The organism is Streptomyces sp. NPDC046925, assembly GCF_040644915.1.
In the GTDB taxonomy this organism is placed as follows: Bacteria; Actinomycetota; Actinomycetes; order Streptomycetales; family Streptomycetaceae; genus Streptomyces.
In genome coordinates this window covers 174695-189848 of the sequence record NZ_JBEYWZ010000011.1, presented here as the reverse complement: position 1 = coordinate 189848, position 15154 = coordinate 174695, and the positions used below count along the sequence as shown (strand labels likewise).

Here is a 15154-nt window from a genome sequence, read left to right as displayed (position 1 = left end):
ATGCCGGACCGTAGCCTCCGCCTCCCGCTGTCCTTCGCGTTCGGGTTGACGCACGGAGGGGAGCGCGGCTCGACGCTGCTGCGCGACGGCCGCCCGTCGTCCCCTCCGCAGGGTTCCTCCCCGGACTCGGGCGACTCCGGGGACGCCGAATCGCCGGGCTCGGGGAGCTCGGGGAGCTCGGGGAGCTCGGGGAAGAAGGACGACAATCCCTTCGCGCCGCCGCCGGAGGGCACGCCGGACCAGCCGTGGCGGCCCCGCCCCGGCAACGGCGGCGACGGCTCCGACGGCTCCGACGACCAGGGGCGTTCCCCCTGGGGCAGCCAGTGGAGCGACCGGCAGCCCGGCCGCTCCCAGGGCGGCGGCTTCGGCGACCGGCCCGGCCAGCAGGGCCCCGACGGGCCGTCCGGCTCCGGGTCAGGGCCTGGCAGCGGGATGCGCTGGGACCCGACCGATCCGGCCCAGCGCCGCGCGCGGTACGCACTGCTCTCCGGCATGTGGGCGTTCTTCTTCGCGCTCTTCGGCTGGCGGTACGTGGCCCTGCTCCTGGGCGCGCTCGCCCTGAACTGGGGCATCAGCTCGCTGCGGGCCAAGCAGAAGCAGCCGGACCCGACGACGCCCGCCGCGCAGCAGCCCGCGGCCGACCCCGCGGGCGGGAAGCCGCAGCGGACGGCGGCGATCAGCGGCCTGGTGACGGCGTCGCTCGCGCTCGCGATGGTGGCGGCGACGTTCGCGGCGCAGCTGGTGTACCGCGACTACTACACGTGCGTGAGCGATGCGCTCACGAGCCAGTCACAACAGGAATGCGAAAACCTCCTGCCCAAGCAGCTGCGCCCACTTCTGAGCGAGCGCGATTAGTCCGGTCCCGGCTGCCGGGGGGGGCTTGGCGCTGGGCCTTGGCTTGCTCCGTGTTGGGGCTCGACGCTGGGCCTTGCCCTTGCCCCGCGTTGGGGCTTTGCTCGGCGGGGGCGGGGCGGGGCCCGGTGCGGGGGTGCTGGGCCGTGGGCCGGCGGGGCGGTGCGGGGGTGCCGGGCAGGGGCCCGGCGAGGCGGCGCGGTGACGTGACCCAGCTCGGCAGCGCGAGGCGGGGCCCGGCCCGGCAGCGCAGGGCCGTGGACCAGACCGGCAGCGCAGGACGGCGCCCGGCGAGGCAGTGCAGGGCCGTGGGCCGGCCCAGCAGCGCAAGGCGGGACTCGACCAGGTGGTGCGGGGACGTGACCCAGCCCGGCAGCGCAAGGCGGGGCCGTCCAGGCAGCGCAGGGCCGTGGACCAGACCGGCAGCGCAGGACGGCGCCCGGCGAGGCAGTGCAGGGCCGCGGACCAGCCCGGCAGCACAAAGCAGGGCCCGGCGAGGCAGTGCAGGGCCGCGGACCAGCCCGGCGGCATAAAGCGGGGCCCGGCCCGGTGGTGCAGGGCCGGGGTCGGCCGAGTGGTGGGTGGGGGGTCAGGGGCCCGGTGGGGGTTCCTTTGCGGTGGCGTCGCGCAGGGCCGCCCAGCGGGTCTCGCGGGACGCCTCGTCGTGCCAGTCCGCGACGCCCCAGTCCGCCGTGTCCACGGCAGGTGCGTCCGGCAGGAAGTCGTACGGCTCGAACGGCTCCGCGTCCGCAGGCACCGGGGGCGGCGGGTCCTGGCGACGCGGGCGCAGGCCCCGCAACCGGGGGACGCGCGGCTTCGGCAGCCTGAGCCAGGCCCGGCGTGCCTTGGGCGGCGCTGATTCGGGCTGCCCGGCTCCGGGCGATGCGGGGTTGGGCGATGCGGCTGCGGACTGCGCGGTTCCAGGCGTTGCGGCTGCGGGCTGCGCGGCCGTGGGCGGGGTCGCTCCCGGTGTCGTGGCCTCAGGGGCAGCGGCCCTGCGCAGGGTGAGCCGGCGCAGCACACCCCCCGGCTGCTTCGCGCGAGGCGGTTTCGCTTGACGCCGCTTGAACCGCGGAGGCCGGGGCGGCTTCACCCGGCGGGGCCGCACACGCCACGCCCGGCCCAGGAGAGCGCCCGGCACCCCCACCGCCCCGGTCCATCCCAGCGCCGCGAGCCCCGTCAGCCACCACGCGGGACCGAAGTCGGCCAGGGCGGCCACGCCCAGCGGCCCGCCCGCCAGCGCCGCGAGCACCGCGAGAATCACCCCGCACAACGCCGCCGCCACCAGCGCCACCAGCGCCGTACGCCTGCGTGTCCACGCCCGCTCGCGCTGACCGAGAACAGGCGCCGCCGCCCGCGCCGTGAACCACCCGACGGCCAGCCCCGCGACCGGCGGCACCGCCCCCGCCGCCCACGTGAACGGCGACCCCGGCCCCGGCTCCGGAACCGCCGCGAGCAACGGGAACGCGGGCAGCAGCGGCCCCGCGGTCACGCCGAGCGGCCCCACCGCGCTCCCGGCGCCCAGCGTGAAACCGGGGCCCAGGCTGAACGCCGCGCCCCACACCGCCGCGTTCGGCACCAGCGCCATGGCAAGAAGCAGCACCGCGAACCGCCCCGACCACACGTCCGTGACCTGCGCGAACGACGCCCGCACCAATCCGCCGTGCAGCACGAGGGAGAACGCCACCAGCAACGCTCCCCCGCCGACAAGCACCACCGCCCCCGCCGCTCCGGCCCGCGTGACGGCGCTGACGTAGCGACGTACGAAGAAGGGACGTACGGCCGCCGGCAGGGCGCGCAGACCGACCCGCACCAGGAGCGGCAGCGGCCCGCCCGGCCTGCCGAGCGCCGTCCAGACCCCCACCGCCGCCGCGGCCCCCACGAGCAGCGGCACATGCAGGACCACGCTCGGCCACAACGGCCGCAGCTCACCACCGGCCGCGTACAGCGTCGCGGCGACGCCGACCAGGAGGTAGCCGCCGACCACCCCGCACCACGCGGTCCGCGGCGCCATCCCCCGCTCCTCCGGATCCGCCGCGTCCCGCGCCGCCCGGTGCGCGAGCCAGCCCGGCAGGGCCATCAGGAGCATGGGCGTGACGCCGAGCGGCACCGGCCCCCCGGAGAGCGTGTCCGTCCTGATCAGCTCCGTGCCGTGGGCGAGCAGCCACACCGCGGCGGCGACATGCAGCGCCCCGCTGGGCCCGCTGTCCGGATAGGGCGAGCTGATCCAGAGGACCATCACCAGGACGGCACACGAGCCGAGCCCGAGCCCGGCCGCGACGGCCCCTCCGAAGAGGCAGGTCGCCAGTCCGGGTGAGCGGTCACGTACCCGCTCGATCAGCGGCCGCAGGCGCGGCAACGGTGAGCTGCGGTGGGTGATTTGAGTCACGCCGCCATGCTCCCAACGACACGCGCTTTCTCCCCGTAACAAGCGAATATCGGATGTGTCGCTCAATATACGTTTATGTACTTTTTCGTACGACGGGTCAGTCACGCCCGGCCGCCCGCCGCACGAAGGCCCATGGCCCACGGCGCGGAGAGTCCCACATGACCCAGAGCCCTGCCGCCCCCAAGCGCTCGACTCCCCTTCCCCAGGCGGGACCCCCTCCGCTGCCACCCCCCAAGGAACGGCGGCGGTTGCGCGCGGCGAAATCCCTCAGCCAGGCCGAGATCGCCGCGAAGGTGGGCGTCTCACGGGAGACGGTCCGCTCCTGGGAGTCGGGCCGCTCGACGCCGCGCGGCCGCAGACGGGCGGCGTACGCGGAGCTCCTCGCCGAGATCGCGAACGAGCTGACCCTAGCGGGCAAGCGTTCGACGCGGCGGAACAGCTGGACCGAGGATCTGCCGCCCGCCCTCGACACGAAGGGCGGCAAATCCCCCGCGCGCATCCCGGTCGGCGCCGCGATGAACGGCCACACCCGGCCGGAACCCGCTGTGTCGGCCGGGGCTGATGCGTCGGCCATGGCTGTCGCGTCTGCCGTGCCTGATGCGTCTGTCGGGGCTGATGTGTCTGCCGGGGCTGATGTGTCTGCCGGGCCGACGACGGCAGTCGCTCAGGCCGCCGCCGCTCAGGCCGCCGACCCGCAGGCCGAGCCGTCCGGGCTCGCTGCCCCGGCGACCCCCGCGGAAGCCTTCGACGCCCTCTGCTCGACCTGCGCCCCCGGCCTCGTACGCCAGACCTATCTCCTCACCGGGCGCCGCACCCTCGCCCAGGAATCCGTGGAGCGCGCCTTCCAGCTCGCCTGGCAGCGCTGGCCCGAGGTCGCCGTCGACCGCGACCCCGAGAGCTGGGTGCGCGCGGCGGCGTACGAGTACGCGATGTCCCCCTGGCACCGGCTGCGCCCCGCCCTCCGGCAGCCGGACGCCCCGCCCGCCGCACCGGACGACCGCGCCTTCCTCGACGTCCTGATGAGCCTGCCGCCCGCGCAGCGCCGCACCCTGCTGCTCTACGACGGCGTCGGCCTCGATCTGCCCGAGACGGCGGCCGAGACGGAGGCGAGCACGCCCGCGACGGCCAACCGGCTGCTGCACGCCCGCGAACTCGTCGCCGAGAAGCTCCCCGAACAGGCGGCGACGCCCGACGCCCTGCACCAGCGACTCGGCGAGCTCTGCGGCGCGGAGAAGCTGCGGCCCCCGAACCCGGGCCGGGTACGCACCGGCAGCGAGCAGCGCGCCCGCTTCTGGACCCGCGCGGCCATCGCCTTCACCGCCCTGATCGTCGGCGCGACGGCCCTCACCCTGCGAACGGCCCCCACGCACTACGAACCGCCCAGGGCCCCCGGCAAGGCCATCAGCGGAGTCCCCCCGAGAATGGGCCCGGGCAGCCTGACGTACCAGGACCAGATCCTCCACAAGAAGCTCAGCGATGCCCTGCCGAACGGCCCGGAGAGACTGACACCGCTGGCGAGATGAGGAGAGCCCCTGCGGGGGCGCGGAGAACTGCGCATCCTTCAGGGGCGCGGGGAACTGCGCATCCTTCAGGGGCGCGGGGAACTGCGCGACCAGCCGCAGCCCGCCCGCAGACAGGCAAGCAAAGTGGGCCCGCACCTCTCGCAAGAGAGATGCGGGCCCACTTCAAAACGGTTCAGGCAAACTCAGCCCGCGAGAATCGCTCGCGCAAGCTTCGCCGTCTCGGTCGGCGTCTTGCCGACCTTGACGCCCGCAGCCTCGAGCGCTTCCTTCTTCGCGGCAGCCGTACCGGAGGAGCCGGAGACGATGGCGCCGGCGTGGCCCATGGTCTTGCCCTCGGGCGCGGTGAAGCCGGCGACGTAGCCGACGACCGGCTTCGTCACGTTGGCCTTGATGTAGTCCGCCGCACGCTCCTCGGCGTCACCGCCGATCTCACCGATCATGACGATCAGGTCGGTCTCAGGGTCGGCCTCGAACGCGGCGAGCGCGTCGATGTGCGTCGTGCCGATGACCGGGTCGCCACCGATGCCGACGGCCGACGAGAAGCCGATGTCACGGAGCTCGTACATCATCTGGTACGTCAGCGTGCCGGACTTCGAGACCAGGCCGATGCGGCCCGGCTTCGTGATGTCGCCCGGGATGATGCCGGCGTTCGACTGGCCCGGGGTGATGAGACCGGGGCAGTTCGGGCCGATGATGCGGGTCTTGTTGCCCTTCGACTTCGCGTACGCCCAGAAGGCGGCGGAGTCGTGGACGGCGATGCCCTCGGTGATGACGACGGCGAGGGGGATCTCGGCGTCGATCGCCTCGACGACGGCGGCCTTGGAGAAGGCCGGCGGCACGAAGAGGACGGAGACGTTGGCGCCCGTCTTCTCCATCGCCTCGGCGACGGTGCCGAAGACCGGTACCTCGGTGCCGTCGAAGTCGACGGACGTGCCGGCCTTGCGCGGGTTCACACCGCCGACGATGTTGGTGCCGTCACCCAGCATGAGCTTGGTGTGCTTCATGCCCGTGGCACCGGTCATGCCCTGGACGATGACCTTGCTGTCCTTGTTGAGGAAGATAGCCATGGCTGTTCTTTACCTAGTCCCTTGTCGTGTCGGAGACGCGCAATGTCACCGTGCGGCCGCGAGCTCGGCGGCCTTGTCGGCCGCGCCGTCCATGGTGTCCACGCGCTGCACGAGCGGGTGGTTGGCGTCGCTCAGGATCTTGCGACCCAGCTCCGCGTTGTTGCCGTCGAGGCGCACGACCAGGGGCTTGGTGACTTCCTCGCCCTTGGACTTGAGCAGCTCGAGCGCCTGGACGATGCCGTTGGCGACCTCGTCGCAGGCGGTGATGCCGCCGAAGACGTTGACGAAGACGGACTTGACGTCCGGGTCGCCGAGGATGATCTCCAGGCCGTTCGCCATGACCTCGGCCGAAGCGCCGCCGCCGATGTCGAGGAAGTTGGCCGGCTTGACGTTGCCGTGGTTCTCACCGGCGTACGCGACGACGTCGAGGGTGCTCATGACGAGACCCGCGCCGTTGCCGATGATGCCGACCTCGCCGTCGAGCTTGACGTAGTTGAGGTTCTTGGCCTTGGCAGCAGCCTCGAGCGGGTTGGCTGCGTCCTTGTCCTCGAGCGCCGCGTGGTCGGCCTGGCGGAAGTCGGCGTTCTCGTCGAGCGAGACCTTGCCGTCCAGGGCCAGGATGCGGCCGTCCTTGGTCTTGACCAGCGGGTTGACCTCGACGAGGAGCGCGTCCTCGGCGACGAAGGTCTCCCACAGGGTCACCATGGCCTCGGCGACACCCTCGGCCACGTCGGCCGGGAACTTCGCCTGGGCCACGATCTCGCGGGCCTTCTCGATGTTCACGCCCTCTACGGCGTTGACCGGGACCTTCGCGAGGGCCTCGGGGGTCTTCTCCGCGACCTCCTCGATGTCCATGCCGCCCTGCACCGACGCCATGGCGAGGAAGGTGCGGTTGGTGCGGTCGAGGAGGTACGAGACGTAGTACTCCGCCTCGATCTCCGGGGACAGCTCGGCGATCATCACCTTGTGGACCGTGTGGCCCTTGATGTCCATCCCGAGAATGTCCGTCGCGCGAGCGACGGCCTCGTCCGGGTTGGCGGCCAGCTTCACGCCGCCGGCCTTGCCGCGGCCACCGACCTTCACCTGTGCCTTGACGACCGACTTGCCGCCCAGCTTCTCGGTGGCCTGGCGCGCCGCCTCAGGCGTGTCGATGACTTCACCGGCCAGCACCGGTACACCGTGCTTGGCGAAGAGGTCCCTCGCCTGGTACTCGAACAGGTCCACGCGCGTCCGTCCCTTTTCCGTGATCTCGCTGCGATCTCGCTGCTTTGTGGTCAGCTGTCTGCGTGGGCGTGCCGCGGAGGGCAACGTGACTGCGCTGTCACAAGGGAGGCGTAGGACGGAGTCCGATACGCGGCATGTCCGTCTCGCAGGTTATCGCCGTGGGCCGTAGGTCCCTAAATCGCAGATCACATTTGGGCGGTGATGACTGTCACAGATCACGGATGCGAGCGGGGGAAGGGCGGCCCCCGGGGGTGTCAGGGACCGCCCGTTTGCTCCTGTTACGACTGGTGGAGCCACAGCTCGCACCGCCGCGCGAGCTGTCTTTCCGGCCTTCACTCCAGCTGTTGCTCCAGCTGTTGCTCCAGCTGTCAGACGGCGTACGTCGAGAGGTAGCTCGGGGTGACCGAGTCGGCCACGCCGTGGACGCCCGTGACGGCGTTCCCGGCGAGGGAGCGCGCGTCGGGGGCGACGGTGCCGGTCAGGTCCTGCGCGAAGGGCGAGACCTGGCCGACGACACCACCGGCGAACGGCCGAACGTCACCCGTGACGCCGTATGCCAGCTCGTCCACGCTGCCGCCGACGCCCTGCACGACGGGCCGCACCTGGTCGGCGACGGTCTCCACGAGCGGCGAGACCGAACCGACGACACCGCCCGCGAAGGGCTGCACGTCCTCCGCGACGACACCCTGCGCGAACGGCGGGACCTCGCCGACGACCCCGCCCGCGAACGGCGTCACGTCACCGGCCACGCCCTGCGCCAGGTAGGAGACGTCGCCGACCGCCTGCCCGGCCACCGGCACGACACCGTCGACGGCGGTGGCGGCGACGGGCGGCAGCACGGCTTCGGCGGTCTCGTCGGCGATGGGGGTGGCGGTCGCCCTGGTGTCGTCGAGGTCCGAGGCGAACGCGGAGAGAGGACCGAAGAGGTAGTCGACGGAGTCTTCGGGGGTGGTGATGTCCGGGGTGGTGACGTGCGGGGTGGTGACCTCGGGGGCCTTGGGGGCGGCGTGCTTCGGCGCGGTGGCCTTCGCGTCGGAGACGGTGGACTTCGCGTCGGCGACGGTGGACTTCGCGCTGTCCCGGACGTCGGTGACGGTGGCCTTCGCGTCGGCCGCGGCGGACTTCGCCTTGCCCCGGACGTCGGTGACATCGGCGGCATCGGTGATGTCAGCAGCGTCGGTGACGTCAGCGACATCTCCCGTGACGTCGGCGACCGCGTCGGACGTGTTGTCCGGCAGGGCGATGGAGTGCTGCGGCAGCTCGTCCGCGCTGGCGACGGCCGATCCGAGCGCCCAGGCTCCCGTGACACCGGCGGCTATGACGATGGAACGACGGATGTTCTTGTTCATGCGTGCTTCAGATCCTTCGAATTCTGGCGATGAAACCGACCCGGACGTGTCCGTGTCCGGTCGGCGGGCAGACCTTTGCCACCCCCGCGCGGCAGGTCTTCGCGGGGAAAGGGCTGCCCTAGCCAGGGAATTCGAGAATGTCCCGGTGTCGCTCGCGGACCGGCGCGGAGACCTGGACGGCCCCGGCACCAGGCAGCAGCCGCACCGGCGCACGGCTGCCGTACGAGGCGGCACACGGATCGCCGTGCCGCGTCGAACCCCCGTCACCGGCCGACTGCCCGCCCAGCGTCCGCCCCGGATCACCGGGCGCGGACGGGAACGGGAACGGGATGGGCCCGTGTCCGGTGCGGCGCGCTTCGTCGGAGGCGCCGGAGCCGAAGCCGTCACTGAACGGCGCGCTGCCGCGTGCCTGCTGACCGGCTGCGTAGGTGATGCCGGTGCCGGTGCCGGTGCCGTACGAGGACTCGGCTCGAGCCTCGTGCGCCCGCGCTGTCACCTCACCCTGCCCGGCATTCGGGGCCCGGGCCTCGTCACCTGCGCCCGCACCATGGCCGGGGCCAGGCTGCTCGGGGCTGCCGGGGACGCCGGGCGCGCCCGGCAGGTCGGGTGTCTCGGGCAGCACCCGCTGGGGCGCGCCCTCGACAACTCCGGTGACCCCGTCCACGACCGGCCGCACAACACCCCGCGCGCTCCGGACCACGGGCTCCACGGCATCGGCCGCAGGCTCGACCGCCGCCTCGCGCACGGCCTCACGACCGTTCCGCATGGTCTCGCGACCGTCCCGCACAGACTCGGCCACCCGCTCACGCACCGGCTGTGCCGACCCCGCCGGCCCCGCAGCCCGCGCCGACTCCACACGCTCCGGAGCCGGCACGCCGTCCACCGCATGCGCACGCTCACCACAGAGGAACCCGAGCGCAAGCAACCCGGCCAGCAACAGCACCACTTGCAGCGCACGCCGCCCGGCCACCGCGCGCAGCATGCGCACAGCGGCACCGGGCAGAACGACGGCTGCGGAAGTCAAGACGAGGAAGTTCCTCTACTGGGCTGGCACCCGGCCGGTACTGGGCGGGCGAGGCGGTGATACACGGAGCGCAATACTCCGGAAGTTGAGCCCGCCGATCCTCGCACGGGCCGCCCGCCCTTGCGCAAGCCCCCTGTTACTGATGCGTATTCATGTCCGGTATGGGCAGTGGGCGCTTTTCGATCGCCGCCGCCATCACCTCCGGGAAGAGATCCGGGGTACAGGCGAAGGCAGGTGCGTCCAGCGCAGCAAGCGCCGCCGCGTGCTCCCGGTCATACGCGGGCGTCCCCTCGTCGGAGAGCGCGAGCAGCGTCACGAACTGCACCCCGGACGCCTTCATCGCCGCGACCCGCTTCAGCATCTCGTCGCGTATCCCCCCTTCGTAGAGGTCGCTGATGAGCACGACGATCGTGTCGGCGGGCCGGGTGATCTGCGACTGGCAGTACGCGAGCGCCCGGTTGATGTCGGTGCCACCCCCCAACTGTGTGCCGAACAGCACGTCCACCGGGTCGTCGAGCTGATCGGTGAGGTCGACGACGTTCGTGTCGAAGACGACGAGCCGCGTGTTGAGCGAGCGCATCGAACCGAGCACGGCGCCGAACACCGAGGCGTAGACGACCGACGCGGCCATCGAGCCCGACTGGTCGATGCAGAGGATGACCTCTTTCTTCACGGACTGCGACGCCCGCCCGTACCCGACGAGCCGCTCGGGCACGATCGTCCGGTACTCCGGCAGGTAGTTCTTGAGGTTGACCGCGATCGTGCGGTTCCAGTCGATGTCGTGGTGGCGCGGCCTGCTGACGCGTGCGCTGCGGTCGAGCGCGCCGGTGAGGGTGGCGCGGGTGCGTGTGGCGAGCCGCTTCTCCAGGTCCTCGACGACCTTGCGCACGACGGCCCGCGCGGTCTCCTTGGTCGTCTCCGGCATGGCCTTGTTCAGGGAGAGCAGGGTCCCCACCAAGTGCACGTCGGCCTCCACGGCCTCGAGCATCTCCGGCTCCAGGAGCAGCGTGGACAGCCCGAGGCGTTCTATCGCGTCACGCTGCATGACCTGCACGACGGACGAGGGGAAGTACTTCCGGATGTCCCCGAGCCAGCGCGAAACGGACGGCGCGGACGCCCCGAGCCCCGCCGAACGATCCCGCGACCGATCCTTCTTCCCCGCGCCCCCTCCCCCGTACAGCGCCCCGAGCGCCCCGTCCATCGCCGCATCCCGCCCGGCGAGCTCACACCCCGTCCCATCACCGGCACCCCCACCCAACACAAGCCGCCACCGCCGCATCCGCTCCCCCACAGAGCCCCCAACACCCCCACCTGCAACATCCGCCACACCATCCCCAGCACCACCGCCCACACCCTGAGCCACACCAACCACCCCTCCGCGCACCGCGCCGCCTGCCATCCCGCCCCGAGAAACGCCCGCTACGCCCTCTGACACTTCTCCCCCTGCCCCGCCGCGCCCTCCGACCACACCCCCGCTTCCGCCTCGTCCTCCGGCTGCTCCCCCGCTTCGCACGGCAGCCTCCGCCTCCCCGCGCCCCGCCCCTGCTGCCCGAGCACGGACCACGGCCCCCGCCCCTCCTTCTGCTACCACCCCTACAGGGTCCTGAGCCGCAGTTCCCCCTGCGTCTGCTGCTCCCCCGACTCGAGCAACGGCCGACTCCACGCCCTGAGCTGCACCCACCGCCCCGCCGTGCGCCACGCCGCCTGCCGTACCGCCCCTAGGAACGCCCGCTGCCCCGTCTTGCTTCACGGCCGCCCTCGCTCCCCGCCCCGCCCCCGCGGTCGCGCCCCCTGCCATTCCCCGGCCCACGTCACGCTCGTCCCGCATCATCAGCCCACCCCCACAAGCTCGTTACCGTCACCTCTGCCGTCACCGGCACCGGCACCGGGCACGGCCCCGCCCCCGGAACCGGCCTCGGTCCCGACTCCGATCTCAGCCCCGAGCAACAGACTCAGCACCGGCAGAACGGCATCCGCGCGCTCGGCGTCAAGCTCCGGACCGAAGCCGGGTATCCCGCCGGCGAGGGCCAAGGAACCGCTCCCGACCGCCGGCCCGCGCCTCACCAGCTCGCCCAGAGTCCTCCGCACTCCCGGTTCGTACGCCGAGAAGGTGCGCCGCAGCAGCGGCAGCACGTCGGTGAACGCCCGGTCGGGAACCCCGCTCAGCCAGTCGTCGACAAGCCCGAGCAGCCGCTCGTCATGCACGAGCAACATGCCGCCCCCGGACCCACCGCCCACGAACCCCTCGATCCAGGCGGCGGCTTCAGCCGGTTCGGTACCCCGGGACAGGGCAAGCCCCATGAACCGGGCGGCCTCTCCTTCCGCCAGTTCCCCGCCGTCCAGCAGAATCCGCACGCACCGCCCACGCACCACCCCGGCGATGCTGTCCCGCTCCCCCAGCACCCTCAGCACGGAGAACCACCGGCCCCGTATACCGGCGCCCACCAGGGACGCTCCACCCGAACGTGCCGTCCCCCCATCCCCCGAAGGCGCACTCGCAGCCGTGTCCGCGCCCGCAGCCGTATCCGCACCCGCGGTCGAAGGCGCAGCCGAAGCCGCATCCGCAGACCCCGAGCCACCCAACTCCCCCAGCAGCCCCACCGCCTGGTGCACCGAGTCCACATGCCCCCGCATCTCGAGGGCCGCGTCCTGGTCGAGCCCCGCGCACGCGGGTGGCAGCCCGACGAACACCCGCTCGGCAAGTCCCACGGCCACCTCACCGAGCGCGGCCGTGTCCGTGCCCCGCACGTCCCCGTACCGAAGGGACCGCACCAGCGCGGGCAGCGCCTGCGCCAGATGCCCGACGTCCGCATCCAGCGCCGCCCGGTCCGCCAGGACCCGCATCACCACCGGCAGCGCGTCCGGCAGCTCGGCCAGCAGACACCGCTCGGCCAGCGCCGTGACATCGGCGAGCGCCCCGGCACCGATGGCATCGGACTGCGCCCGGGCGGTGGCCGCCGCCACCACGGTCGTCCCCCACACGCCCGCCTCGGCCACCCGCACGGAAAGCTCCGGCTCCCACCGCAGCCGCCAGGTCTCCCGGAACGTCCCCGTGCTACCCCGCGACACGGCCGGCTCGCCCCAGCCGATCCCGAGCAGCCGGAGCCGGTGCAGCAGCCGGCTGCGCGCCGCATCCGTCTCCTTGCGCAGGTCGAGCTCCAACTCCCGCTCCAGAGCTTCGGGTTTGAGCCGCAGCTTCCGCTGGATCCGCGTGAGATCGCGCTGCAACGGCACCGCAGGCGCGGAGTCCGGCACCTCCCCGAGAACGTCCCCGACGACGAGCTTGTCGTGCACGAGGGAGAGCGGCACGTCGGAGCCCTCGCACATCACCGCACGGACCGCGTCCGTGGTCTCAGTTAGCCCCGGCAGCGGACGCCCCCGCATCGCGGCGAGCGTGTCCGCGAGCCGTACCGCCTCGATGACGTGCGCGGACGACACGAGCCTGTCCTCGTCCCGAAGCAGCCGCGCGACCTTGGTCAGCCAGCGCTCGACGGGGCGGTCCGGCGCGCTGAACAGATGCCCGTACCATCCGGGGGACGCGATCCCCGCTCCGTACCCGCTCGCCCGCGAGAGGCGGCGGTGTGTCCAGGGCACCCAGGTCATGTCGACCTTCACCTTGGGCAGCCCCTTGAGCAGCGCCCGGTCGGCCGCCAAGGTCACCTTCTGCCGCAGCGCCGGCACATGCCACGCCCCGCACACGACCGCGACGTCGTCCGCCCCGAACTCCCGCTGGGCGGAACGCACCTGGATCCGCATGTACGCCTCGCGCACGAGGTCACGGTCGTGCCCGCCCGTCCCGTACTCCTCGCGCAGCACCCCCATGGCCTCGCCGAGCGCGTCGAACGGCGCGAATACGTCACCGCCCCCGCCCCGGTGCTCGACGACGTCCTCCCACCACCGCTCGGGGTCGTCGTACCCGGCGGTCTCCGCGAGCACCGCGAGGGGGTCGATCCGCACCGCGTCCGCGTCCCCCGGAGCCCCGGGCTCGCCCGGCTCCCCCTCCGGCGCGTCCCCCGCTTCCGCCTCTGCCTCCGCCTGCGCCAGCGAATGCGCCGCCGGAAGGTCCATGAACCGGACCGGGACCCCGGCGTCCGCGGCCCACTGGATGGCGACCCACTCCGGCGAGAAGTCGGCCAGCGGCCAGAACGCCGACCTGCCCGGTTCGTCCACCACATGCGCGAGGAGCGCGACCGGCGGCCGCATCGCCTCGTCCGCCGCGAGCCCCACCAGCGCGTCGGCCTCCGGCGGCCCCTCGATCAGCACCACACGCGGCCGGCCTGCCTCAAGCGCGGCCCGTACCGCACGCGCCGACCCCGGCCCGTGATGCCGCACACCGAGCAACAGCGGCCCCTCGCCAGCCCGAATCGTCCCCCGCACCTCGTCGCCCATGTCCGCCCCTCCCGCGCTCACACGAACCAGCCACCGTCACTCCCGCGCCCATCAGGCCCACGCCCATCACGCCCACGGCCGTCACACCCGCCCCCGTCACGCGCTCACCTCACGGCACGCGCGGTAGAAGTCCTTCCAGCCGTCCCGCTCACGGACCACCGCCTCCAGATACTCCTGCCAGATCACGCGGTCCGCCGCCGGGTCACGGACGACGGCGCCGAGGATGCCCGCGGCGACATCGCCGGGCCGCAGCACGCCGTCTCCGAAGTGGGCCGCCAGCGCGAGGCCGTTCGTCACCACGGAGATCGCCTCGGCCGTCGAGAGCGTGCCGCTGGGCGACTTCACCTTCGTACGGCCGTCGGCCGTGACGCCGTCCCGCAGCTCGCGGAAGACGGTGACGACGCGGCGGATCTCGTCGATCCCCTCGGGCCCTGCGGGCAGATCGAGCGAGCGCCCGATCTGGTCCACGCGCCGCGAGACGATGTCGACCTCCGCGTCGGCGCTCTCCGGCAGCGGAAGCACCACCGTGTTGAAGCGGCGGCGCAGCGCGCTCGACAGGTCATTGACGCCGCGGTCGCGGTTGTTGGCCGTGGCGATCAGGTTGAAGCCGCGGACCGCCTGCACCTCCTGTCCCAACTCCGGTATGGGCAGTGTCTTTTCCGACAGGATCGTGATCAGCGTGTCCTGCACGTCGGCGGGGATACGGGTCAGCTCCTCGACCCGCGCCGTCATGCCGTCGGCCATGGCCCGCATGACGGGGCTGGGCACCAGCGCGTCGCGGCTCGGTCCGTGCGCGAGCAGCTGCGCGTAGTTCCAGCCGTACCGGATCGCCTCCTCCGGCGTCCCCGCCGTGCCCTGCACGAGCAGCGTCGAGTCGCCGCTGACGGCGGCCGCCAGATGCTCGGACACCCAGGTCTTCGCGGTGCCCGGCACGCCGAGCAGGAGCAGGGCGCGGTCCGTGGCGAGGGTGGTGACGGCGACCTCGACGATGCGGCGCGGGCCTACGTACTTCGGCGAGATCACCGTCCCGTCGGGCAGCGTCCCGCCGAGCAGATAGGTCGCGACCGCCCATGGCGAGAGCCGCCAGCGGGCAGGCCGGGGCCGGTCGTCCTGTGCGGCGAGCGCGGCCAGTTCGGCGGCGAAAGCATGCTCGGCATGCGGTCGCAGCGCCTCCGCCTCACCCGCGGGCACGGCCGCGGACGCGGGTGTGGATTCGGGTGTGGATGTGGATACGGGCGCGGGCTGGTTCTCGGTCGTCGAGGTCGTCGAATCGACGGACACGGTCATGGAGCGATCCCCCTCCAACTCGTCCGAGCGCATCTGGCCCGGATGTGATT

10 protein-coding genes are annotated in these 15154 nt (G+C 72.7%); 2 read left to right on the top strand and 8 right to left on the bottom strand.

Annotated elements, in window-relative coordinates:
* Positions 1 to 855 carry a hypothetical protein gene (locus tag ABZ906_RS34555; RefSeq protein ID WP_361389690.1) on the top strand — a complete coding sequence of 285 codons (855 nt, stop codon included), beginning with the start codon at positions 1 to 3 and terminating at the stop codon, positions 853 to 855.
* 586 nt (positions 856 to 1441) lie between these two features.
* Here ABZ906_RS34555 and ABZ906_RS34550 read toward each other — a convergent pair.
* Positions 1442 to 3241: a DUF6350 family protein gene (locus ABZ906_RS34550; RefSeq protein ID WP_361389688.1), complete on the bottom strand. Its 1800-nt coding sequence runs from the start codon at positions 3239 to 3241 to the stop codon at positions 1442 to 1444.
* Positions 3242 to 3399: 158 nt separating this feature from the next.
* Between ABZ906_RS34550 and ABZ906_RS34545 the strand changes: the two genes are divergently transcribed.
* Complete coding sequence (locus ABZ906_RS34545; RefSeq protein WP_361389686.1) at positions 3400 to 4764, top strand: helix-turn-helix domain-containing protein; 1365 nt, start codon at positions 3400 to 3402, stop codon at positions 4762 to 4764.
* A gap of 182 nt (positions 4765 to 4946) precedes the next feature.
* Here the strand turns inward: ABZ906_RS34545 and sucD are convergent, their stop codons facing one another.
* From sucD to ABZ906_RS34510, 7 genes are all read right to left on the bottom strand, one after another.
* The gene (gene sucD, locus ABZ906_RS34540) at positions 4947 to 5831 is read right to left on the bottom strand and encodes a succinate--CoA ligase subunit alpha (RefSeq protein ID WP_361389684.1); all 885 of its coding nucleotides are present in this window, start codon (positions 5829 to 5831) and stop codon (positions 4947 to 4949) included.
* Between the two features lie 45 nt (positions 5832 to 5876).
* Positions 5877 to 7055, bottom strand: a complete 1179-nt coding sequence (sucC, locus tag ABZ906_RS34535) for an ADP-forming succinate--CoA ligase subunit beta (protein ID WP_361182216.1) — start codon at positions 7053 to 7055, stop codon at positions 5877 to 5879.
* A 368-nt stretch (positions 7056 to 7423) separates the two neighbouring features.
* Entirely contained in the window at positions 7424 to 8404 is a 981-nt protein-coding gene (locus ABZ906_RS34530; RefSeq protein WP_361389682.1) for a hypothetical protein, read from the bottom strand.
* Positions 8405 to 8522: 118 nt separating this feature from the next.
* Positions 8523 to 9428, bottom strand: coding sequence for a hypothetical protein (locus tag ABZ906_RS34525; protein WP_361389680.1), 906 nt, complete (start codon positions 9426 to 9428; stop codon positions 8523 to 8525).
* 136 nt (positions 9429 to 9564) lie between these two features.
* Positions 9565 to 10707: a VWA domain-containing protein gene (locus tag ABZ906_RS34520; RefSeq protein ID WP_361389835.1), complete on the bottom strand. Its 1143-nt coding sequence runs from the start codon at positions 10705 to 10707 to the stop codon at positions 9565 to 9567.
* Positions 10708 to 11258: 551 nt separating this feature from the next.
* Positions 11259 to 13817 (bottom strand): DUF5682 family protein, encoded by a 2559-nt coding sequence (locus ABZ906_RS34515; protein ID WP_361389833.1) that lies wholly within the window; start codon positions 13815 to 13817, stop codon positions 11259 to 11261.
* Between the two features lie 96 nt (positions 13818 to 13913).
* The gene (locus tag ABZ906_RS34510; RefSeq protein ID WP_361389678.1) at positions 13914 to 15104 is read right to left on the bottom strand and encodes an AAA family ATPase; all 1191 of its coding nucleotides are present in this window, start codon (positions 15102 to 15104) and stop codon (positions 13914 to 13916) included.
* Positions 15105 to 15154 lie beyond the last annotated feature (50 nt).